Origin of the sequence: Rahnella sp. PAMC25617 (assembly GCF_050606005.1) — a bacterium.
GTDB lineage: Bacteria > Pseudomonadota > Gammaproteobacteria > Enterobacterales > Enterobacteriaceae > Rahnella > Rahnella variigena.
In genome coordinates, this window is the sequence record NZ_JBOCUM010000004.1 from 1 (window position 1) to 21,941 (window position 21,941).

At 51.5% G+C, this 21,941-nt stretch carries 20 protein-coding genes; 12 read left to right on the forward strand and 8 right to left on the reverse strand.

The annotated features are described in order from the left end of the window. The 3 genes from ACM615_RS04715 to slmA all read left to right on the forward strand — a co-directional run. Positions 1 to 558 (forward strand): phosphopantothenoylcysteine decarboxylase (locus ACM615_RS04715; protein ID WP_431011524.1); only part of this gene is annotated, 558 nt, incomplete at its 5' end. Beyond that, positions 536 to 994: a dUTP diphosphatase gene (gene dut, locus ACM615_RS04720; RefSeq protein WP_015699226.1), complete on the forward strand. Its 459-nt coding sequence runs from the start codon at positions 536 to 538 to the stop codon at positions 992 to 994. The genes ACM615_RS04715 and dut, both read left to right, overlap by 23 nt. Positions 995 to 1,165: 171 nt before the next feature. Further along, complete coding sequence (gene slmA, locus ACM615_RS04725) at positions 1,166 to 1,762, forward strand: nucleoid occlusion factor SlmA (RefSeq protein WP_013577628.1); 597 nt, start codon at positions 1,166 to 1,168, stop codon at positions 1,760 to 1,762. A gap of 63 nt (positions 1,763 to 1,825) precedes the next feature. Here the strand turns inward: slmA and ACM615_RS04730 are convergent, their stop codons facing one another. From ACM615_RS04730 to rph, 4 genes are all read right to left on the reverse strand, one after another. Next, entirely contained in the window at positions 1,826 to 2,362 is a 537-nt protein-coding gene (locus ACM615_RS04730) for a GDYXXLXY domain-containing protein (RefSeq protein WP_112289308.1), read from the reverse strand. Then, the gene (locus ACM615_RS04735) at positions 2,349 to 4,556 is read right to left on the reverse strand and encodes a DUF2157 domain-containing protein (RefSeq protein WP_431011525.1); all 2,208 of its coding nucleotides are present in this window, start codon (positions 4,554 to 4,556) and stop codon (positions 2,349 to 2,351) included. Before ACM615_RS04735 ends, ACM615_RS04730 begins: the two co-directional genes overlap by 14 nt. 32 nt (positions 4,557 to 4,588) lie before the next feature. Then, a complete protein-coding gene (gene pyrE, locus ACM615_RS04740; RefSeq protein WP_113877644.1) occupies positions 4,589 to 5,230 on the reverse strand; it encodes an orotate phosphoribosyltransferase in 642 nt (213 codons plus the stop codon). Positions 5,231 to 5,313: 83 nt separating this feature from the next. After that, entirely contained in the window at positions 5,314 to 6,030 is a 717-nt protein-coding gene (rph, locus tag ACM615_RS04745) for a ribonuclease PH (protein ID WP_013577632.1), read from the reverse strand. Between the two features lie 126 nt (positions 6,031 to 6,156). Between rph and ACM615_RS04750 the strand changes: the two genes are divergently transcribed. Then, entirely contained in the window at positions 6,157 to 7,020 is an 864-nt protein-coding gene (locus ACM615_RS04750; RefSeq protein WP_112289305.1) for a YicC/YloC family endoribonuclease, read from the forward strand. Between the two features lie 156 nt (positions 7,021 to 7,176). Continuing rightward, complete coding sequence (gene dinD, locus ACM615_RS04755; RefSeq protein ID WP_132967236.1) at positions 7,177 to 8,001, forward strand: DNA damage-inducible protein D; 825 nt, start codon at positions 7,177 to 7,179, stop codon at positions 7,999 to 8,001. A gap of 91 nt (positions 8,002 to 8,092) precedes the next feature. Here the strand turns inward: dinD and fabF are convergent, their stop codons facing one another. Together fabF and ACM615_RS04765 are read right to left on the reverse strand one after the other, a co-directional pair. Further along, positions 8,093 to 9,367 carry a beta-ketoacyl-ACP synthase II gene (gene fabF, locus ACM615_RS04760; RefSeq protein WP_112289304.1) on the reverse strand — a complete coding sequence of 425 codons (1,275 nt, stop codon included), beginning with the start codon at positions 9,365 to 9,367 and terminating at the stop codon, positions 8,093 to 8,095. Between the two features lie 142 nt (positions 9,368 to 9,509). Next, entirely contained in the window at positions 9,510 to 10,130 is a 621-nt protein-coding gene (locus ACM615_RS04765) for a TetR/AcrR family transcriptional regulator (protein ID WP_112289303.1), read from the reverse strand. A gap of 342 nt (positions 10,131 to 10,472) precedes the next feature. Here ACM615_RS04765 and ACM615_RS04770 point away from each other — a divergent pair, with 342 nt between their 5' ends. Further along, positions 10,473 to 11,090 (forward strand): trimeric intracellular cation channel family protein, encoded by a 618-nt coding sequence (locus ACM615_RS04770; protein WP_112289302.1) that lies wholly within the window; start codon positions 10,473 to 10,475, stop codon positions 11,088 to 11,090. A 15-nt stretch (positions 11,091 to 11,105) separates the two neighbouring features. Here the strand turns inward: ACM615_RS04770 and ligB are convergent, their stop codons facing one another. Further along, positions 11,106 to 12,800 carry an NAD-dependent DNA ligase LigB gene (gene ligB, locus ACM615_RS04775; protein ID WP_431011526.1) on the reverse strand — a complete coding sequence of 565 codons (1,695 nt, stop codon included), beginning with the start codon at positions 12,798 to 12,800 and terminating at the stop codon, positions 11,106 to 11,108. Positions 12,801 to 13,078: 278 nt separating this feature from the next. Here ligB and gmk point away from each other — a divergent pair, with 278 nt between their 5' ends. From gmk to ACM615_RS04805, 6 genes are all read left to right on the forward strand, one after another. Then, complete coding sequence (gmk, locus tag ACM615_RS04780) at positions 13,079 to 13,702, forward strand: guanylate kinase (RefSeq protein WP_129637801.1); 624 nt, start codon at positions 13,079 to 13,081, stop codon at positions 13,700 to 13,702. 54 nt (positions 13,703 to 13,756) lie between these two features. Beyond that, complete coding sequence (rpoZ, locus tag ACM615_RS04785) at positions 13,757 to 14,032, forward strand: DNA-directed RNA polymerase subunit omega (RefSeq protein ID WP_015699238.1); 276 nt, start codon at positions 13,757 to 13,759, stop codon at positions 14,030 to 14,032. 19 nt (positions 14,033 to 14,051) lie between these two features. Then, positions 14,052 to 16,160: a bifunctional GTP diphosphokinase/guanosine-3',5'-bis pyrophosphate 3'-pyrophosphohydrolase gene (gene spoT, locus ACM615_RS04790; protein ID WP_112289300.1), complete on the forward strand. Its 2,109-nt coding sequence runs from the start codon at positions 14,052 to 14,054 to the stop codon at positions 16,158 to 16,160. Between the two features lie 5 nt (positions 16,161 to 16,165). After that, positions 16,166 to 16,864, forward strand: a complete 699-nt coding sequence (trmH, locus tag ACM615_RS04795; protein WP_112289299.1) for a tRNA (guanosine(18)-2'-O)-methyltransferase TrmH — start codon at positions 16,166 to 16,168, stop codon at positions 16,862 to 16,864. Further along, a complete protein-coding gene (recG, locus tag ACM615_RS04800) occupies positions 16,861 to 18,942 on the forward strand; it encodes an ATP-dependent DNA helicase RecG (protein WP_113877647.1) in 2,082 nt (693 codons plus the stop codon). The genes trmH and recG overlap by 4 nt, the downstream gene beginning before the upstream one ends. Positions 18,943 to 19,172: 230 nt before the next feature. After that, positions 19,173 to 20,492, forward strand: coding sequence for a PTS sugar transporter subunit IIC (locus tag ACM615_RS04805; RefSeq protein ID WP_113877648.1), 1,320 nt, complete (start codon positions 19,173 to 19,175; stop codon positions 20,490 to 20,492). A gap of 55 nt (positions 20,493 to 20,547) precedes the next feature. Here ACM615_RS04805 and gltS read toward each other — a convergent pair whose 3' ends face one another. Next, entirely contained in the window at positions 20,548 to 21,759 is a 1,212-nt protein-coding gene (gene gltS, locus ACM615_RS04810) for a sodium/glutamate symporter (RefSeq protein ID WP_113877649.1), read from the reverse strand. Between the last annotated feature and the right edge of the window lie 182 nt (positions 21,760 to 21,941).

Here is a 21,941-nt window from a genome sequence, read left to right on the forward strand (position 1 = left end):
TCGATTGCCAAAGCCGCCGCTGAACGCGGTGCGCAGGTTACGCTAATCGCCGGACCAGTCACCCAGCCGACACCGCCTAACGTCCGCCGGATTGATGTGGAAAGTGCGCTGGAAATGCAAAAAGCGGTGCAGCTTTCTGCGGGTTCTCAGCATATTTTTATTTCCTGCGCTGCCGTGGCTGATTACCGCGCAGAAATTATTGCTGATGAGAAAATCAAAAAGCAAGGCGATGAAATCACTGTGAAAATGGTGAAAAACCCCGACATTGTCGCGGGCGTTGCCGCCATGACAGAGAACCGGCCATACGTTGTGGGGTTTGCCGCTGAAACCCAGAATGTGGAAGAATACGCGCGGCAAAAAAGGATCCGCAAGAATCTGGATCTGATCTGCGCTAACGATGTTTCACTTGCCGGGCAGGGTTTCAACAGTGATTCCAATGCCCTGCATCTTTTTTGGCAGGACGGGGATAAAATTTTACCGCTCAGCGATAAGTCCCTGCTTGGTCAACGTTTATTAGAAGAGATTGTCAGCCGTTATGATGAAAAAAATCGACATTAAAATTCTCGACCCGCGCATCGGTTCGACTTTCCCTTTACCGGCTTACGCAACACCAGGGTCTGCGGGTCTGGATTTACGCGCCTGTCTGGACGCGTCTGTAGAACTGAAACCGGGTGAAACTACGCTGCTGCCAACTGGTCTGGCTATCCATATTGGTGATGCTAATCTGGCGGCGGTGATTTTGCCGCGCTCCGGTCTGGGCCATAAACACGGCGTCGTGCTGGGCAATCTGGTCGGTCTTATCGACTCTGATTATCAGGGCCAGCTGATGGTATCGGTATGGAACCGCGGTCAGACCACATTTATTATTGAACCGGGCGAGCGCATTGCTCAGATGGTATTTGTCCCTGTGGTTCAGGCAGAATTCAATCTGGTGGAAGATTTTGACGCCAGTGAACGCGGCGAAGGGGGCTTTGGCCACTCAGGTCGCCAATAAGAACCTGTTCAGCACCGCAGATTTTGACGCGATATTGAACAGATCCTTATCACTATCAGACCGTAACAACGCGAAGGGAACGAAATAAGCCGCAGGATCACAGCGATTCATGCGGCAGTTGTGCGGTTTCTCCATGGTTTTAGCCGTTTTTTAGCAAGGGTCTATTCAGACATGGCAGAGAAAGAAACGACAAAAAGGAACAGGCGCGAAGAGATTTTGCAGGCGTTAGCGCAAATGCTTCAGTCCAGCGATGGCAGCCAGCGGATCACAACCGCAAAGCTTGCCGCCAGTGTAGGTGTTTCAGAAGCAGCTCTTTACCGTCATTTTCCCAGTAAAACGCGGATGTTTGACAGTTTAATCGAGTTTATCGAAGACAGTCTGATCACTCGTATCAATCTCATCCTGCAGGATGAAAAAGATACGCTAAACAGAATCCGTCTGATTTTGCTGCTGATTTTAGGTTTTGCCGAACGTAATCCGGGGCTAACCCGCATCATGACAGGTCATGCCCTGATGTTTGAACAGGACCGCCTGCAAGGTCGCATCAACCAGCTGTTCGAGCGAATCGAAGCGCAATTGCGTCAGGTTTTGCGGGAAAAGAAAATGCGTGAAGGCAGCGGGTTTATCAGTGATGAAACCCTGCTCGCCAGCCAGTTACTGGCATTTTGCGAAGGGATGCTGTCACGCTTTGTACGCTCTGAATTCAAGTACAAACCGACGCAAGACTTCGATACCCGCTGGCCGCTTATCTCCGCTCAGTTGCAATAAAAACACGACGCAGCGACAAACGTCAGATATCAAAAAGGGCCGAAAGGCCCTTTTGTTTTTCCGTTACGGCTGAATCATTTTTCCATTTTTATCCAGCATCGCAGTCAGTAAGGCCGACCCGTCTTCCCCTACCCGAAATGCACCATAACGCGCGCTGGCGAAACGCTCACCGTGACTTTCCTGGAAAAAGTAAGCATCAGTCCCCACAGTCAGCATTCCGGACTTCATGTGATAGTTAACCCGCAGTTCATCAGGCTTCAAAGGCTCACCGCTATCAAACCGCGCCTGAGTCACCTGCCGCTGTACATTAACGGTCACAATAATTTTGCCACTGACAGGCAGACACGGGGTCTGTGGAACAGAATCACAAACCTGACGTTGCTGGTAAAACTCCTCCTGCAAAGATCGCGTTATGGAATAATTGAGAGCCATGTAATCCCCCTGCATCAGGGAACGCGGATCAACCGGCGCAAGCTGCAATATCATCACCGCGCCCTGTTTAAGCACCTGCTCTTTTTGCCAGATACCCGTATTCACTGCGGTCAGCGTCAGCAGTATCACCAATCCTGCCAGCCATTTTCTCAGATTACCGGTTCGCATAAGTTTGCTCCTTACGCGCGGAGATCAGCTTTTTGGCTGCAAATACCAGCGCCAGCAACACCACGCCTGTGACAAACATCAGAAGAGATTTATGCAATAAGCTGACGCCGAGGAAGTAATACCAGTCAATGACATACAGCGCCAAAAAACAGCCGCTCGCGGCTAAAATCCCCTGACTTCCCTGATAACGGGCCATCAGTAACAACCACAGGCCCAGGCCGATCCCCGGCGCATAAAAGGCTGCGGCACCACACAAAACCGCCGCCGCCAGATACAGCATGGCTGATGGCATCTTTTTCACCCCAGTCTGATACAAACACCCCAGTATTAAACCTGCGGCAATGCCTGTGCCGGTACCCTGCGAAAGAGTGAAATACCCTGCTGGCTGCCAGAAAAAATCGAAGAGAAGCGAGGAATTAATACCGGAAAAACACTGCAATACCAGGCCGGAAGGAATACCCCAGAGGAAAGGAGAAACCGCATCAGCCCATGATGTGGCTTTTAGGTTAATTTGTTCTCTGATAATCCACAGCCAGAAAATCACTATGGCAGCGACCAGCGCTGACACTGTCCAAAAACTGGCGGCCGGCGGTAAATACATGCCAGCCAGTAAATTGCCGGAAAGGATTAGCAAAAATGTCAGCGCGGTTATCGCCATAAAGCGGAAAGTACGATCTGACATGGCCAGCGCCATCAACGCAAGCACAGGCAATGAACAGAGCGAGCCCACCAGGAAAGACATTTCCCAACCAGGCTCAAAGAGAATATAGAAACCAAAGCAGAGGCCACAGGTTGCCGCTATCGCCCATGCCAGCCCGATATGATGCTTACTCACGCCCTGTACGCGCAAAAGTCCGCCCGCGACAAAGGCAAGGAGCAGCGAAGGGATAATCACCGTGGCAGCGTTGGGATCATTGAGCAGGCCGACAACATACAGCACCAGTATCAGCAGAAGTAAAATAATCATCGCCGCCACCCAGCCACCGACACCCAGCGTCAGCCGCAGATACCAGGGAAGGTGAGAGGAGTGATCGTATTGCTGAATCTCTTCAATTTGCGTCTGATTAAGCAAATTATGCTGACGTAATTGCTCCGTCAGTAAAGCGACCTCCGTGGAGGAAACCTCGACCGGCTGGCGCTCATAGAGTTTACGCCGCCAGGAGAGCATCAGGGCACCACATCCCGTCAGCCATAAAGCCATCAGACAGCCCAGCATAAACAGGCCACCCACATCGTAAGAACTGTCGAACATTTGCATGATCAATACGCATCCAACGGCAGCTAAACTGACCGCCCCCAGCGTCAGCATGCAAAGATCAGGATGGCGATAGCGGTAGAAGGAGTATCCCGCCAGCAAAACAACCAGCCATAACGCGGTAATAAAGGGATGATGGTTACCGTAGCTCCAGCCGGATATATTTCCCGCCACGATGGACGTCAGCATCAACAGCAGAAAACCAGCCATTACGCGGGAGAACCAGCGACTGGCAAGCCAGGACTGAGGATTGTGTTTTATGCTTTGCAGGGCAAGCACTTCACGCGTGACCAGACACAATATCTGCACAATCAGATAGCTGTAGAGCGCAGTTGCAGGGAAATAGTCGAGACCGTCAAATGCCGCGCTGTCCAGCAAAGACATTGACACCGTAGCGTAATAGAGCTGAAACGTAAGATTGGCAAGTAACCAGGAGCAGAACCACAGACTGTTCTGTCGGCCGATGACGGCTAAAGGCAGGAAAACAAACAACCAGGCTCTGAACAACTCCCAGCTGTCGGCGCCCGTCTGATAAATCTGGCCATAGAGGGCAAACAGCGCACCAAAACTGAGGCCGGCCGCCAGCAAGGCGCTGCGTGCAAGTCCGTCATACCAGCGCCACCAGACTACGACGGCAAGCGCAACGATCAACAACTCTGCCAGCGCAAGTTTTGCCATCTTCGGCATATTTGCCCAGTTCCAGGCGACAAAAAAGACGGCACCCGCGACCAGCGACAACAAACCCAGCAGCGAGAGTAACAGGACCAGAAATTTTCGCCATTCCGGATAATCAGGCCGGACACCAAAAAAATCATAAATACGCTGGCATTCCGCTGGCGTCAGGATGCGGCTTCTGACCAGGTGCTGCGTCTGGCGACAGAGAAACTCTGCCGCCCGGGAAGGCATCCATGCTTTGCTGCCCGCTTCAATTTGTGTCATGACATCCCTGCCTTATGAAGTTTTACCCGATGTTAAACGCCATACTCCTGCCGGTAAGCCCGCACAGCAGCCAGATGGTCAGCCATTTCCGCTTTTTCTTCCAGATATTCAATCAGGTCGGCCAGCGTAATAATTGAAATCACTTTGCAATGATAGTCGCGTTCAACTTCCTGAATGGCGGAGATGTCTGCGCGTCCGCGTTCCTGACGATCCAGAGAAATCAGCACACCTGCCAGAGTGGCGTTATTGGCATTGATGATTTCCATCGATTCACGGATAGCCGTCCCGGCGGTGATCACATCATCCACCAGCATGACGCGCCCCTGCAACGGACTGCCTACCAGCAAACCGCCTTCGCCGTGGTCTTTGGCCTCTTTGCGGTTAAAGCAGTATGGCACATCGCGCTCATGGTGCTCAGCCAGCGCAACCGCCGTGGTCGTCGCGATTGGGATCCCTTTATAAGCCGGGCCAAACACTAAATCGAAATCAATTTTAGAATCCACCAATGCTTCGGCATAAAAACGTCCCAGTAACGCCAGATCACGGCCGGTATTAAACAAACCAGCATTGAAGAAGTAAGGGCTGATGCGTCCTGACTTCAGGGTAAATTCGCCGAATTTCAAAACCTGTTTGTTCAGTGCGAACTCAATAAACTGGCGCTGATAGGCTTTCATTGATGGTCTCCTCGATAATGTCTTATTTCTAATTGTCAGCCCGCAGGCCATAAAAAAGGCGACTTCTCAGTCGCCTTAAAAAATTATTCCGCCAGCGCCGCTTTCTGCGCCTGGAAGATAGTGTCGATGCCCCCTCGGGCGAGGGCCAGTAAACCGAGTAGCTCCTCATGACTGAATGGCTCGCCCTCTGCGGTGCCCTGCACCTCAATCATGCGCCCATCTTCCATCATCACGACGTTCATATCGGTTTCAGCTGCCGAATCTTCAACATACTCAAGGTCACACAGCGCTTCGCCTTTAACGATACCGACAGACACCGCGGCAACCATGCCTTTCATCGGGTTAGCTTTCAGTTTACCCGCAGCCACCAGCGCATTCAGCGCATCGGCCAGAGCCACACACGCACCAGAAATAGACGCAGTACGCGTACCACCGTCAGCCTGCAACACGTCGCAGTCGAGGGTAATGGTGAACTCACCCAACTTTTTCAGATCGACAGCAGCACGCAGGGAACGGGCAATCAGACGCTGAATTTCCAGCGTACGGCCGCCTTGCTTGCCTTTTGCAGCTTCACGCGCATTACGCGTGTGGGTAGAACGCGGCAACATGCCGTACTCAGCGGTGATCCAACCTTGTCCCTGACCTTTCAGAAAACGCGGAACACCTTCCTCCACCGTGGCGGTACACAGCACTTTGGTATCACCAAACTCCACCAGCACGGAACCTTCAGCGTGTTTAGTGTAATGGCGGGTCAGTGTTACGGGGCGCACTTGTTGTGCATTTCGGCCTGCTGGACGCATGGATAGTTCTCCGGGTCGCGAATCATGTTTGGCTGCGCATTATACGGACTTCGCGAGGTAATGCCTATCATGACCGGCACGGCACGGCTATAATCGCTGCATCTTTACATTAACAGGTACGCATACATGATCAGAAGTATGACCGCTTATGCCCGACGCGAAATTAAGGGTGACTGGGGCAGCGCAGCGTGGGAACTCCGCTCGGTAAACCAACGTTATCTCGAAACTTACATCCGTCTGCCCGAGCAATTCCGCAGCCTGGAGCCGGTCGTCCGTGAGCGTATTCGTTCTCGCCTGACCCGCGGTAAAGTCGAATGTAATCTGCGTTTTGATCTCGATCCGGGCGCACAGAGCACATTGCAGCTCAATGAAAAGCTGGCTAAACAGCTGGTTGAAGCCGCGCAATGGGTAAAAATGCAAAGTGACGAAGGTGAAATCAATCCGCTGGAAGTTCTGCGCTGGCCGGGCGTCATGCTGGCCGAAGAACAGGATCTGGATGCTATCAGCAACGAATTACTGGTGGCTCTGGAAACTGCGCTCGACGATTTCATCAGCGCCCGTGAAAGCGAAGGTGCCGCGCTGAAAACCATGATCGAGCAACGTCTCGACGGTGTCAGTGCTGAGGTGATCAAGGTTCGTGCCCAGATGCCAAACATTTTGCAATGGCAGCGCGAACGTCTGGTCAGCAAGCTGGAAGATGCCCAGGTACAGCTGGAAAACACCCGTCTTGAGCAGGAACTGGTGCTGATGGCGCAGCGTGTTGATGTTGCAGAAGAGCTGGACCGTCTGGAAGCACACGTCAAAGAAACGCACAAAATCATGAAGAAGGAAGAAGCCGTTGGCCGTCGTCTTGATTTCATGATGCAGGAATTTAACCGCGAGTCGAATACGCTGGCGTCTAAATCCATCAACGCCGATGTCACGACTTCCGCCATTGAGCTGAAAGTATTGATCGAGCAAATGCGCGAGCAGATCCAGAATATCGAGTAAAACGTCAAAGCGTATTATTAAGTCTTACTAACATTAGAAAGTCCGCATCCTGGCGGGCTTTTTTTTATTCTCAGGAGTTATCATGAAGGCGCCTTAAAACGCGCTAGCCATTCCCTTGTTCTGGCCAGCTGTATCATTTGCAATATGGAGATTGGCATGAACGAACACCATCAACCTTTTGAAAAACTTCGTCTGAACAACGAAAATGGAAGTGAGTATTGGTCAGCAAGAGACCTGTCCTCTTTATTGAATTATAAAGACTGGAGGAATTTCCAGAAGGTTCTATCCAGAGCTATGCAAGCCTGTGAGACAAGTAATCAGGAGATAGCAGACCATTTCGTTAACGCCACCAAAATGGTTACTCTTGGTTCAACAGCATTGCGTGAATTAGATGACGTTCATCTGTCGAGATACGCATGTTATCTGGTTGTCCAAAATGGTGATCCCGGCAAACCCGTCATCGCTGCAGGACAGACTTACTTTGCTCTGCAAACCAGACGGCAAGAATTAGCTGATGATGAAAACTTTAAGCGACTCAGGGAAGATGAAAAGCGTCTGTTCCTGCGTAACGAGCTAAAAGAGCATAACAAACAATTAGTCGAAGTCGCTCAACAGGCCGGCGTAGAAACCACTCTGGATTTTGCCGTGTTTCAGAATCATGGCTATCAGGGGCTGTATGGCGGATTAGACCAAAAGGCTATCCATCAGCGAAAAGGACTCAAAAAGAGCCAAAAGATCCTCGACTATATGGGATCAACCGAACTGGCCGCCAACTTGTTCAGAGCAACTCAGACAGAAGAGAAGTTGCGGCGCGATGAGGTAAAATCAAAGCAAAATGCTAACCAGACACATTTCGATGTGGGTAGAAAAGTTCGCCAAACTATCGAAGAATTAGGCGGAGCCATGCCGGAAAATCTCCCCGCTCCGGAACACAGCATCAGGCAAATTGAATCAGCCGCAAAGCGTCTGAATAAAAAATAACGACAACAGGTTCATTGCCTCACGGCACAAAAAAAACGCCTCCGGTCATCACAACCCGAGGCGTTTTTTTATGCTTTAACAGCGAGGGAAATTAGTTTTCCCAGCGTTTCAGCAGTACGCAGGCGTTCACGCCACCGAAACCGAAGCCGTTTGACAGGGCATAGGTAATCTCATGTTTCTGCGCGGTATTACCGACAATGTTCAGACCTGCAGCTGCTTCATCTTTGTTTTCCAGATTCAGCGTCGGAGGAACAATTTGGTCACGCACGGCCAGAATGGTGAAGATGGTTTCCAGACCACCAGCCGCGCCCAGAAGATGCCCGGTCGCAGATTTGGTGGATGTCACCGCCAGCTTACCGTCGGTGCCGAACAGGGTTTTAATCGCATTGATTTCACCCAGATCCCCCACCGGGGTAGAGGTGGCATGAGCATTCAGGTGCTGGACATCTGAAGGCTGGATACCCGCCTGACGCAGCGCGATTTTCATGGCGCGACCCGCGCCGTTGCCATCTTCCGCACCCGAAGTCATATGGTAAGCGTCACCGCTGGTGCCGTAACCGACAATCTCAGCCAGAATTTTCGCACCACGGGCTTTCGCGTGTTCCAGCTCTTCAATCACCAGCATGCCCGCACCTTCGCCCATGATGAAACCATCACGCGCGCTGTCGAACGGGCGGGAAGCTTTTTCCGGATGATCTTCATGGCCGGTGGACATCGCTTTCGCCGCAGCAAAACCACCCAAACTCACAGTATCGATAGCCGCTTCTGCACCGCCACAAAGCGCAACATCCGCTTCGTCATTACGAATCAAACGTACAGCATCGCCAATCGCCTGAACACCTGCCGCGCAAGCCGTTACCGGTGCGCCAATCGGGCCTTTGAACTGATGCTTAATGGAAACCTGACCAGACGCCAGATTCACCAGGAATGAAGGGATCGTGAACGGGGACAAACGCTTAGCGCCACGGCTATCGTTAGTACGTACAGCATGCGCAATCGCCGGGAAACCACCGATACCGGAACCGATTACCGTTGCGGTACGTTCCTGCTGTTCCTGCGTTTCTGCTTTCCAGCCCGCATCAGCAACGGCCATATCAGCAGCAGCCATCGCGAATAGAATGAAACGGTCCATTTTTTTCTGGTCTTTGGGCACCACGAACTGGTCCGGATCGAATCCTGACTCAGGGTCCTGTTCTTTGGTTTGTACCTGACCACCAATTTTCACGGACAGGGTTTCAACAATCTCTTCCGGTAAAACTCGGATACCGGACTGACCGGCCAGCAGGCGCTTCCAGATCGTTTCGATATCACAGCCCAGAGGACTCACAGCCCCCATGCCGGTTATAACTACTCGACGATGAGACATAAATATTCCTCTCTGTCTGTTTAGGACTTAAGTTTCTGCGGGCGCTTTGATGAACCGGCCAGAAACGGGTTTCTGATAATAAGGCTGACAGTATGTGACGAATTACGATTTTGTAAACCCGTAACCAAAAATTTCGTTATGGCTATTTTGCCAGACTGCGCAGAACCAGGCTGGTAATCGCCTGAACGCGCTCTTCCAGTTGTTCCGGCGTTTTTTGTTCCAGCAACAACGGGTGCGAAAACGGCGTGGTCACGCTGGTGATCGCCATGCAAACCTCATCCAGCGGCGTTTTACGCTCAAACTCACCAGATTCGCGCCCGTCTGTGACCACTTTCTCAACAATGCTGTACATCATTGCCCGGTGATTTAGTGTCGATTTCCATTGCTGAGCCGCTGCTGTCGCGGCCAGATCATGTAATTTCCGATCCTGGAAAAAGAGATCCAGACTACGTGTCAGCAGCGTTTTAAAAATAGATCTCAGGCGCAGAGTCGCACTTTGGTCGCTTTGTGCAATCAACAGGAGTGCTTCATCTATCTGCCCAACACGTTGCGAACAAATAGCTTCGCCAATAGCCTGTTTAGACTCAAAAAACTTATAGATATAAGCACTTGAAACGCCAATCGATTTTGCCAGATCGGCAACCGACGTTTTGGCAAACCCATAAAGACGAAAGTGCTCGAAAGCAGCATCAATGATTTGCTCACGCCGTTCGTGCCCGGCAGGTCCACGCTGTGTTAACGCAACCGGAATATCGGGTTTCATACATGCCTCCGGGCAGATAAAACTATTATGCAGTGCGTCAATGAGTGACGATTTTAAATAATCGTAACTTATAAACAGAGAAAATTCACCTTTGATAAGAATGTCGGGCGTACACAAAGAGTAAAAGGATGGCTAAAGTAACAAGCAATTGCGATTTTTCTAATCTAAAATAACCCGACATTCTTACCCACCCTTTTACACAGGCAAGTTTCAGGGGTAATCGCATTAGATTTAGTAATTTCAAAATCAATGCAAAAGAAAAACTCAGTCGAGAGGCAATGGGAAACTCATTACTCTACGCGGCTATCGCTTTCTCATTACTGATTCGTCTGGCGCACATCGATGTTACTCACTGTTCTTTATATTATTGGGATCACCGCAGAGGCTATGACCGGTGCTCTTGCTGCCGGACGGCGTAAAATGGACTCCTTTGGCGTCATTATTATCGCATCAGCGACGGCAATTGGTGGCGGCTCTGTCCGCGATATGCTGCTGGGGCACTATCCTTTGGGGTGGGTTAAGCATCCGGAATACATTGTCATTGTGGCCGTCGCCGCACTCATGACCACCTGGCTTGCACCGCTTATGCAACACCTGCGCCGGCTCTTTTTGGTACTGGATGCGCTGGGGCTGGTGGTGTTTTCTATTATCGGAACACAAGTGGCGCTCGATATGGGACATGGTCCTATCATCGCTTCGGTTTGCGCAGTCATCACCGGCGTTTTCGGTGGCGTCCTGAGGGACATGATGTGTAATCAGATCCCACTGGTCTTCCAGAAAGAGATATATGCAGGCGTTTCATTTGCCTCTGCCTGGGTGTATATCGGCCTGCAATATTTCTCGTTACCGCACAATCTGGTGGTAATCATTACCCTGCTGGTCGGGTTTATTGCTCGCCTGATTGCATTACGGTTCCGCCTTGGATTGCCTGTCTTCAATTATCCGCATTCGGACCATTAACCCGGTTTTTATAGCTCACTGAAAGGCAGGCAAATGCGCCTGCCTTAACGCCCCGGCGATTGCCATCACCTGCGGGTGATGAATAAACTCAAAAATCTGGTTCGCCCGCGTTTTCCCGATTCCTGCTGTTGCTTCCCACTCCAGCGAGGTCATTGCTTTCAGCTGGTTCCAGGAATGCTGGCGCTCTGCAAATTTCAGTGCAAATGTTGGAAATCCCATTGCTGAAAGCCAGTGGCGAAAATCTTTTTCCCGCGTCAGGGAAATCTGGGCCATCAACTTTTGAGCCTGTTTAACACCAATGCCCGGAACCGCAGCCATCTCTTTTTCGGTGATATCCAACCAGCTGACCAGCGAATCAGCAGGACGAGCATCGAGCAGTTTTTGCCAGGTTGCCCCGCCAAATCCGGCCATATCCAGCGCTTCCGGTCCGCTGAGCCAGACCAGCCGGGATAGGAACTGCTGCGCGCAACCAGGCTCAGGCGTGAAACAAGAAAGCGCGTTGTATTGCTGTGGGTCTGGCAGTTGCAGCCCCGTGCGCTCACTCACGCGCCACACAACTTCGTCAAGACGCGGGATCCCTTGCCCGGCCAGTGTAATGGCCACCTGGTCTCCCGGGAGCACATCCCAATTTCTGAAACGATTTATGGATCCCACATTCACCTTATTCACCCATTTGTCGTCCAGCCTGAGGCTTTTCAGATTCAGAATGATGGTGACTTTCCCGCTTCGCCCGATAGTCGTCGTGATACCCGCGACTTCTGTGAGCTGTCTTACCGGTGGATATTTCCACGCCACAGCCCAGGTCGCTGGCTTATTTTTCCAATATTTTCCCGCAGGCTCCTCTTCCTGACGGATGACGACGCCATCGGTCGCAAAAGGCAGTGGCCGGAGAAACCAGGTATCACGCCATTTAGCGACTTCATCAACAGATTTCACGGGCAGTGTGTATTGAGAAACCACAGGAAAACCGAACTGGCTGAGTTTCCCGAGATGCGAGCTCATACTGAGCGGACCATCCGGCCACGACCAGATGAAAATACCCAGCTGATTCAATATGTCAGAGGCCGAAGTGCGCAGCATTGCCCCCGCGACTTTCGATCGCGCATTCACGCCGCCATCAGCACTTTGCTGATGACCGGTCATCTTCAGATAGAGCTCGCCCTGTAACACCAGTTGAGGTGCCAGGTTGGGAATAGTAAGGGGTATAGCCGCAATCAATGCAGCTTTTGCCGTCCAGCTTTGTCCTTTTTCACCATCACCGCGGCTGAGCAACGCGGCGAGGTGCCCGTATCGGTAAATCAGCGTCACTGCTACGCCATCTACTTTGGGCTGCACCCAAAGGTTTTTACGCCCCTTCATCCAGTATGCAACAGCTTGCTTGTCTTTCATTTTATTCAGCCCGGTATGAGAAACCGGATGAACGGAAATAGCATCTTCTGCGCGGGGGATCACTGGTGCAGGAAGTACCTGACCAGCACATTGCAGCCAAAAACTCTGTTTCTGGCGTAAATTGTCATAGACCGAATCCTCAACCGGACTGATGCCTGACTGATGGTAAGCGGTGTCCCATTGTGCGAGTTGGGCCGTGAGCTGACGGGTTTCCTTTTCCAGATGTGTCGCTGGCCAGGCAGGACATGCACGCTCAGACAACTCAGCGCTTAGAGAAGAAAAATGGATAAATAACAGACTGATAATGATGAGCTGGCGCATAAGCACCTCCTTGTGGGCGCCAGTAAACGCCGCAGAGATATCTTCCGCCAGTCGCAATTTTGATTCCTGCGAGATGCATTCACCGTTATTTAGTGAGTTGCTGTAACGAAAAGAAATTTTGGAAGACGGCACGTAAATCGACAAAGAAAGGCTATTTTCTCGTGCGAAGTTGCGATGAAATACGTCTGGGCACTGCACCGAATGCGGCGAGCGTGTATACTGTGCGAGAGATCACTCTTCGCATACTTCCTATCAACCCATTCAGTTGAAACGTCATCATGGTTCAAGGCACGCTATATATTGTCTCCGCCCCTAGTGGAGCAGGTAAATCAAGTCTGATTCAGGCTTTACTTAAAACACAACCGCTCTACGACACACAGGTTTCTATTTCTCATACCACCCGTTCAATGCGACCGGGCGAGAAACACAGCGAACATTACTTCTTTGTCTCTAAAGAAGAGTTTCTCGAGATGATTGAACGTGATGCCTTTTTAGAACACGCAGAAGTTTTCGGTAATTACTACGGCACTTCGCGTGAAACCATTGAGCAGGTTTTAGCTTCTGGTGTGGATGTTTTCCTGGATATCGACTGGCAAGGCGCTCAGCAAATCCGGAAAAAAATGCCTCAGGCACGCAGTATTTTTGTATTGCCGCCATCCAAAGATGAGCTTGACCGCCGCCTGCGTGGCCGCGGTCAGGACAGCGAAGACGTTATCGCAAAACGTATGGCACAAGCTGTTGCGGAAATGACGCACTTTGCTGAATACGACTATTTAATTGTGAATGATGATTTTGATCTGGCGTTATCGGATTTAAAAACCATTATTCGCGCCGAACGTCTGCGTCTGAGCCGTCAGCGGCTCCGTCATGACGGATTAATCACCAAACTATTGGCAGACTGAAGTCACTTTCAGTATTATGCCCAGTCTTTCGTCACCCTGTGGAGTAGCACATATATGGCACGCGTAACTGTTCAAGACGCTGTTGAGAAAATTGGTAACCGTTTTGACCTGGTGTTGGTGGCTGCTCGTCGCGCACGCCAGCTGCAATCTGGTGGTAAAGATCCACTGGTCGCTGAAGAAAACGATAAATTCACCGTTATTGCCCTGCGCGAAATCGAAGAAGGCCTGATCACTAATCAGATCCTCGACGTTCGTGACCGTCAGGAGCAACAAGAGCAGGAAGCCGCAGAGATTCAGGCAGTGACTGCCATCGCTGAAGGCCGTCGTTAATTAACGAAACGGATCTCACTTGTATATCTTTGAAAGCCTGAATCAACTGATTCAAAAATACCTGCCGGAGGAGCAAATTAAGCGCCTCGTGCAGGCTTACCTCGTGGCGCGGGATGCGCACGAGGGGCAAACACGTTCCAGCGGTGAGCCGTATATTACTCACCCGGTGGCCGTGGCCTGTATTTTGGCTGAAATGAGGCTCGATCATGAGACTCTGATGGCGGCGTTATTACACGACGTTATCGAAGACACGCCTGCAACTTACCAGGATATGGAACAACTGTTTGGCAAGAGCGTTGCTGAGCTGGTTGAAGGCGTTTCAAAGTTAGACAAGCTGAAGTTCCGCGATAAGAAAGAAGCACAGGCGGAAAACTTCCGCAAAATGGTCATGGCGATGGTGCAAGACATCCGCGTCATTCTGATCAAACTCGCTGACCGTACCCATAACATGCGCACGCTGGGCTCTTTGCGCCCGGATAAACGTCGCCGCATTGCCCGCGAAACGCTGGAAATTTACAGCCCGCTGGCACACCGTTTGGGTATTCATCACCTGAAAACCGAGCTCGAAGAGCTGGGCTTCGAAGCACTCTATCCAAACCGTTATCGCGTCATCAAAGAAGTGGTGAAAGCCGCGCGTGGTAACCGTAAAGAGATGATCCAAAAAATCCTCTCTGAGATAGAAGGCCGTTTAACCGAAGCCGGTATTCAGTGCCGTGTCAGTGGCCGCGAAAAACACCTGTACTCTATCTATTGCAAAATGCACCTCAAGGAACAGCGTTTCCATTCCATCATGGATATCTACGCCTTCCGGGTGATCGTTAAAGACCTCGATACCTGCTATCGCGTGTTAGGGCAGGCTCACAGCCTCTACAAACCACGTCCGGGTCGGGTCAAAGATTACATCGCAATCCCAAAAGCCAACGGCTATCAATCTTTGCATACCTCACTTATCGGCCCGCACGGCGTGCCGGTTGAAGTGCAGATCCGTACTGAAGATATGGATCAGATGGCAGAGATGGGGGTTGCGGCTCACTGGGCTTATAAAGAGAACAGTGAAACCAGCACGACGGCGCAGATCCGCGCTCAACGCTGGTTGCAGAGTTTGCTTGAGCTGCAACAAAGCGCAGGCAACTCCTTTGAATTTATCGAGAGTGTGAAATCGGATCTGTTCCCGGATGAGATTTATGTCTTTACCCCGGAAGGTCGTATCGTCGAATTGCCTGCGGGCGCGACGCCGGTCGACTTTGCTTACGCAGTGCATACCGATATCGGCCATGCCTGTGTGGGCGCGCGCGTTGACCGCCAGCCTTATCCGCTTTCACAGCCGCTCACCAGCGGTCAGACTATCGAAATCATTACCGCTCCGGGTGCCCGCCCGAACGCTGCCTGGCTGAACTTTGTCGTCAGTTCACGCGCTCGCGCCAAAATCCGCCAGATGCTTAAAAACCTGAAACGTGATGATTCCGTTTCGCTGGGTCGTCGTCTGCTGAATCACGCGCTGGGTGCCGGTAAAAAACTGTCAGATATTCCGCCAGAAAACATTAAAAACGAACTCGATCGCATGAAGCTCGTGGCGATGGATGATCTGCTGGCTGAAATCGGTCTCGGCAACGCGATGAGCGTTGTTGTTGCTAAAAATCTGATGGGCGATCAGTCATCAATGGCATCGTCAGGCACGCGTAATCTGCCGATTAAAGGCGCAGACGGCGTACTGATCACGTTCGCAAAATGTTGTCGTCCGATCCCTGGTGACCCGATTATTGCGCACGTCAGCCCGGGCAAAGGTCTGGTTATCCACCATGAGTCCTGCCGTAATATTCGTGGCTATCAGAAAGAACCTGAGAAATTCATGGCCGTTGACTGGGATGACCATCAGGAAACGGATCAGGAATTTATCGCCGAAATCAAAGTCGATATGTTCAACCATCAGGGCGCACTGGCGAACCTGACAGCAGCAATTAATGCTGCTCAGTCGAACATTCAGAGCCTGAGCACCGAAGAAAAAGACGGTCGCGTCTACAGCGCCTTTATCCGCCTGACGACTCGCGATCGCGTTCATCTGGCGAATATCATGCGTAAAATTCGTATCATGCCGGACGTCATTAAAGTTACCCGCAACCGAAACTGATTGTTATGACCCCAGAACGTTATGCGCGTATCCGCGAAATGCTTGCGGCCCGACAGCCAGACCTGACGGTCTGCATGGAACAGGTGCATAAACCGCATAACGTTTCTGCCGTCATTCGCACGGCAGATGCCGTCGGCGTTCATGAAATCCATGCCGTCTGGCCTACTACCCGAATGAAAACACTGGTCTCTTCGGCGGCGGGCAGCAACAGCTGGGTTCAGGTCAAAACACACAAAACCATTCAGGAAGCCGTCGCCAAAATGAAGGCGAAGGGTATGCAAATACTCGCTACGAATCTTTCTGAAAAAGCTGTCGATTTCCGTGCCATTGATTACACCCGTCCGACCTGTATCTTGCTCGGACAAGAAAAAACGGGTATCACTCCAGAAGCTTTAGCTCTCGCGGACAGCGATATCATCATTCCGATGATCGGGATGGTGCAATCTCTGAACGTATCTGTCGCCTCAGCACTTATCCTGTACGAAGCACAGCGCCAGCGGGAAAATGCCGGTCTGTATCGCCGTGAAACCAGCCTGCTGAGCGAGAAAGAGCAGCAGCGACTGCTGTTTGAAGGTGGCTATCCGGTGCTGTCGAATGTGGCGAAGCGCAAGAAACTGCCACGCCCTTTCATTGACGATCACGGTCAGATTGTTGCCGATGACGAATGGTGGTCTGCGATGCAAATGACGGTTAAAAAAAGATGAAAGGCCGCCTGCTCGACGCCATCCCGCTGACGTCGCTTTCCGGCGTCGGAGCCAGTCAGGCAGATAAACTCGCTAAACTCGGCCTTGAAACTATTCAGGATTTACTGCTTCACCTGCCTTTGCGTTATGAAGACCGTACCCGCCTTTACACCATCAATGATTTACAGCCTGGCATTTTCGCAACTATAGAAGGCGAAGTGCTGCGCAGTGATATCAGTTTTGGCCGCCGCAGAATGCTGACCTGTCAGATAAGCGATGGCACTGGCATGGTGACGTTGCGGTTCTTCAATTTTAACGCCGCGATGAAAAACAGTCTGGCAGCAGGCCGCCGTGTCACCGCGTATGGCGAAATTAAACGCGGCACCATCGGCGCTGAAATCATTCATCCGGAATACCGCATTCAGGGTGAAAACAGTGAAGTGGTTTTGCAGGAATCGCTGACGCCGGTCTATCCGACAACGGAAGGTATTCGCCAGGCAACACTGCGTAAACTGACCGATCAGGCTTTAGAATTACTCGATACCGTACCTATCGCCGAATTATTGCCGGAAGAATTAAGCCGTTCGCTGATCCCGCTTCCTCAGGCGCTGCATTTACTGCATCGCCCGCCGCCTGATATCCAGCTCGCCGATCTTGAGAAAGGTCATCATCCTGCTCAGCGACGCCTGATTATGGAAGAACTGGTGGCGCATAATCTCAGTATGCTGGCCGTTCGCGCCGGTACACAAAGCTATAAAGCACTGCCATTGCACCATGACGATCGCCTGAAAAAACAGTTCCTCGCTTCTCTTCCTTTCAGCCCGACAGGCGCGCAGCAGCGCGTGGTGGCTGAAATCGAGCAGGATTTAGCGAAAAGCTACCCGATGATGCGTCTGGTTCAGGGTGATGTGGGTTCTGGCAAGACGCTGGTAGCAGCTCTAGCGGCACTCTGCGCTATCGCTCAGGGGCAACAGGTCGGATTAATGGCGCCGACAGAATTGCTGGCCGAACAACATGCCAATAATTTCCGTCAGTGGTTTGAACCGCTGGGAATTCAGGTCGGCTGGCTGGCAGGAAAACAAAAAGGTAAAGCCCGGCAGGCGCAGCAAGACGCGATTGCCAGCGGTCAGGTTTCAATGGTGGTGGGCACGCATGCCATCTTCCAGGAGCAGGTTTTGTTCTCGTCACTTTCTCTGGTCATCATTGATGAACAGCACCGGTTTGGTGTACACCAGCGTCTGGCGCTGTGGGAGAAAGGCCTGCAACAAGGGTTCCATCCGCATCAGCTGATCATGACGGCGACGCCTATCCCGCGAACTCTGGCCATGACTGCCTATGCGGATCTTGATACGTCAGTGATCGACGAACTGCCGCCAGGCCGTACGCCGGTGACAACCGTCGCGATCCCCGATACCCGCCGCAGTGATATTATCAGCCGCGTCAAAAGTGCCTGCGAGCAGGAAAACCGTCAGGCTTATTGGGTGTGTACGCTGATCGAAGAATCAGAAATGCTCGAGGCTCAGGCAGCCGAAGCCACCTGGGAAGGACTGAAAGAGGCCCTGCCAGCGCTCAATATCGGGCTGGTGCATGGGCGCATGAAAGCGCAGGAAAAACAGGCCGTCATGCAGGCGTTTAAACAAGGCGAAGTGCAACTTCTGGTGGCGACGACCGTTATTGAAGTCGGCGTTGACGTACCAAATGCCAGCCTGATGATTATCGAAAACCCGGAGCGTTTAGGGCTGGCGCAATTACACCAGCTGCGCGGCCGCGTCGGGCGCGGTGCCGTGGCTTCCCACTGTGTTCTGCTCTATAAAACGCCGCTGAGCAAAACTGCGCAGAAGCGTTTGCAGGTACTGCGTGACAGTAACGATGGTTTTGTCATTGCCCAGCAGGATTTAGAGATCCGCGGACCGGGCGAATTACTGGGTACGCGCCAGACTGGCAGTGCAGAGTTTAAAGTCGCGGACCTGTTACGCGACCAGGCAATGATCCCCGACGTGCAGCGTATAGCGCGCTATCTGCAACAGCAGTTCCCGGATCACGCCAAAGCATTGATAGAACGCTGGCTGCCGGAAAGAGTCAGATACACCAACGCCTGATCCCCTTCTCCACTCTCTCTTATCGTCGAAGCATTATTAAAAATGATGTTTTTGCGCCTTCACATTCATGCAAATTTTAATGTCACCGCAGCTGAACTGCTTTCTTCGTTGGTTATTTGATGACCTTCACAGAGTGAGGCAAAGTCGGTAACCGGTTTCATACCCCATCACTACACTGATGATAATTAAGGCAACCCTGTCTGATGTCCTCAACATAAGGTCAAATCATCATGAGTATCAGCCAATCCCTCTTTAACTTTATAGAACAAAAGATCAGCCCTTTTGCTGCCCGCCTTTCCTCGCAACGCCACGTCATGGCGGTACGTGACGGTTTTATTTCAGCAATGCCGTTTATGATTGTCGGCTCTTTTTTACTGGTTTTTGTCCACCCGCCATTCTCGCCTGAATCTTCGTGGGGTTTCGCCAGGAGCTGGCTGGCGCTTTCGGCAAAATATGAAGTACAAATTTTGACGCCGTTCAATATGACGATGGGGATTATGTCGATCTACATCGCGGCATCGATTGCCTACAATCTGGCAAGAAGTTACAAACTTGACCCGTTTATGACGGCGATGCTGGCGCTGATGTCTTTTCTGCTGGTCGCTGCGCCGCAGGTTGATGAGAAAATGTCGACCGTCGCGCTGGGTGGCGTGGGCATATTTACCGCCATTCTGGTGGCGATTTATGTGACTGAGCTGACGCGGCTGCTGAAAAAATACAATATCGGCATACGCTTACCTGAACAGGTTCCTTCAAACATTAAGCATTCATTCGATTTGCTGATCCCGATTATTGCGGTGGTGGTGACGCTTTTCCCTTTGAGTTTGCTGGTGCAGTCAGGGTTTGACATGCTGTTGCCACAGGCGATTATGGCGCTGTTCGAACCGCTGATTTCCGCCGCTGACTCACTGCCCGCGGTACTTCTCGCCGTGCTGATTTGCCACCTGTTGTGGTTTGCCGGCATTCACGGTTCAGCCATCGTTTCCGGCATGTTGCAGGCTTTCTGGTTAACCAACCTTGGCCTGAATCAGACAGATCTCGCCGCAGGTTTACCGATGACGCACATCATGACCGAGGCTTTCTGGAATTTCCTGATCGTTATCGGCGGCTCCGGCGCAACCATCGGGCTGGTGTTGCTGTTTTGTCGCAGCAAGTCGGCGCATCTGCGCACAATGGGCAAACTCAGTCTGGTACCCAGCTGCTTTAACATTAATGAGCCGGTGATCTTCGGCACGCCAATTGTTATGAACCCGGTATTTTTCATCCCCTTCCTTCTGGCACCGATGGTGAATGCCGTCATTGCCTATACTGCGGTTAAAACCGATCTTCTGCCGCATATGATTTCACTGGTTCCCTGGACATCTCCGGCGCCGATTGGCGCAGCCTGGGCAATGGGCTGGGATTTCAAAGTGTCGATTCTGGTCGTCATGCTGATGGCGCTTTCGATGGTGATTTACTATCCGTTTTTCAAGGTTTATGAAAAACAGCTAATGGCGCAGGAGAAAGCCGCTGAAGCGGAAGAGGTGTTTACGGAAAAAGCAGCACAGTAAGCGATAAATCAGAAGGAAAGGCAGGCACAGAAGCGAAACTTCTGTGCCTGTTTTTTTAACTGAAAGCCGGGAATATTGGCAGCATCAGATACAGTTTAATGACGATCGCATTGGCAATATCAATGAAGAATGCCCCAACCATCGGCACAACCAGGAAGGCCAGATGCGAAGGACCAAACTGGTTGGTGATCGCCTGCATATTCGCAATCGCCGTCGGCGTTGCACCCAGTCCGAAGCCGCAATGTCCGGCAGCCAGTACCGCGGCATCATAGTTTTTGCCCATTACGCGATACGTTACGAAAATCGCGTAAAGCGCCATCGCGATGGTCTGTACGATGAGGATTGCCATCATCGGCAAAGCCAGTGACGCCATTTCCCACAGCTTCAGGCTCATCAGTGCCATCGCAAGGAACAACGACAGGCTGACATTACCCAGTACTGAAACGGCCCGGTCAAAAACACGATAAAAACCGAGCCACGCCATGACGTTGCTCAGGATCACGCCCACGAACAGAACACAGACAAATGTCGGAATTTCGAAGGCAGACCCCTGAAGCAGGCTGTCAAAGTAAGTTCCAGCCATCAGACATATCGCGATCAGCGCGATCGTTTCCACCATCACCAGCGGGGTGATCATCCGCCCGATGGTCGGTTTTTCAAATGCGCTGGGATCGGCGGCATCTTCCGGTGTGCCGTTTGGTGTTGAAGAATGGCTGACCAGATAACGCGCCACCGGCCCGCCGATGATTCCACCTAACACCAGGCCGAAGGTCGCGCAGGCCATAGCAACTTCCGTCGCGTTTTCAAAGCCATAACGTTCGATAAACAGCTTGCTCCACGCTGCACCTGTTCCGTGACCGCCAGAAAGTGTAATCGAACCGGCCAGCAAGCCCATCAGCGGATCAAGCCCCAACATTTTCGCCATCCCGATACCGATGGCGTTTTGCATCAGCAACAGGCCGATAACGACAAAGACCAGAAGAAATAAAGATTTGCCGCCTGCACGCAAGCTGGAAAGATTGGCATTCAAACCAATTGTCGCAAAGAACGCCAGCATCAGGGGCTCTTTAAGGGACATATCAAAGCCGATTTCCAATCCGAACATCTGATTGGCGATCAGCAACAGCAAAGCGACCAGCAACCCGCCGGCAACGGGCTCAGGAATAGTGTATTTCTTTAGAAATTTGACCGACTGGACGCATTTTCGTCCTAAAAGGAGTACCAACGTGGCGGCAACGAGCGTGCCGTAGGTGTCGAGTTGAATCATTGAAAAACTCCATTTTAAAAAAATATCCAAAAATATTATTGAGTTATAAACATCTCATTTAAGTATCATTTCCCCAGAGGCTGAATTAGAAGTCATTAAAGCTGCGATAAGCAAGAAAAACAGATCGTAAATCTCCCCTTAACCCAAACATTCCACCCAAAATTGCCGATAGCAAACGATTG

Excerpts from the sequence above, each read along its gene's own strand:
- rpoZ (WP_015699238.1), top strand. The coding sequence starts at position 13,757 with ATGGCACGCGTAACTGTTCAAGACGCTGTTGAGAAAATTGGTAACCGT.
- ACM615_RS04735 (WP_431011525.1), bottom strand. The coding sequence starts at position 4,556 with ATGACACAAATTGAAGCGGGCAGCAAAGCATGGATGCCTTCCCGGGCG.
- pyrE (WP_113877644.1), bottom strand. The coding sequence starts at position 5,230 with ATGAAAGCCTATCAGCGCCAGTTTATTGAGTTCGCACTGAACAAACAG.
- dinD (WP_132967236.1), top strand. The coding sequence starts at position 7,177 with ATGAACGAACACCATCAACCTTTTGAAAAACTTCGTCTGAACAACGAA.
- ACM615_RS04805 (WP_113877648.1), top strand. The coding sequence starts at position 19,173 with ATGAGTATCAGCCAATCCCTCTTTAACTTTATAGAACAAAAGATCAGC.
- gmk (WP_129637801.1), top strand. The coding sequence starts at position 13,079 with ATGGTTCAAGGCACGCTATATATTGTCTCCGCCCCTAGTGGAGCAGGT.
- recG (WP_113877647.1), top strand. The coding sequence starts at position 16,861 with ATGAAAGGCCGCCTGCTCGACGCCATCCCGCTGACGTCGCTTTCCGGC.
- dut (WP_015699226.1), top strand. The coding sequence starts at position 536 with ATGATGAAAAAAATCGACATTAAAATTCTCGACCCGCGCATCGGTTCG.
- ligB (WP_431011526.1), bottom strand. The coding sequence starts at position 12,800 with ATGCGCCAGCTCATCATTATCAGTCTGTTATTTATCCATTTTTCTTCT.
- ACM615_RS04730 (WP_112289308.1), bottom strand. The coding sequence starts at position 2,362 with ATGCGAACCGGTAATCTGAGAAAATGGCTGGCAGGATTGGTGATACTG.
- rph (WP_013577632.1), bottom strand. The coding sequence starts at position 6,030 with ATGCGTCCAGCAGGCCGAAATGCACAACAAGTGCGCCCCGTAACACTG.
- trmH (WP_112289299.1), top strand. The coding sequence starts at position 16,166 with ATGACCCCAGAACGTTATGCGCGTATCCGCGAAATGCTTGCGGCCCGA.
- ACM615_RS04750 (WP_112289305.1), top strand. The coding sequence starts at position 6,157 with ATGATCAGAAGTATGACCGCTTATGCCCGACGCGAAATTAAGGGTGAC.
- ACM615_RS04770 (WP_112289302.1), top strand. The coding sequence starts at position 10,473 with ATGTTACTCACTGTTCTTTATATTATTGGGATCACCGCAGAGGCTATG.
- slmA (WP_013577628.1), top strand. The coding sequence starts at position 1,166 with ATGGCAGAGAAAGAAACGACAAAAAGGAACAGGCGCGAAGAGATTTTG.
- ACM615_RS04765 (WP_112289303.1), bottom strand. The coding sequence starts at position 10,130 with ATGAAACCCGATATTCCGGTTGCGTTAACACAGCGTGGACCTGCCGGG.
- fabF (WP_112289304.1), bottom strand. The coding sequence starts at position 9,367 with ATGTCTCATCGTCGAGTAGTTATAACCGGCATGGGGGCTGTGAGTCCT.
- gltS (WP_113877649.1), bottom strand. The coding sequence starts at position 21,759 with ATGATTCAACTCGACACCTACGGCACGCTCGTTGCCGCCACGTTGGTA.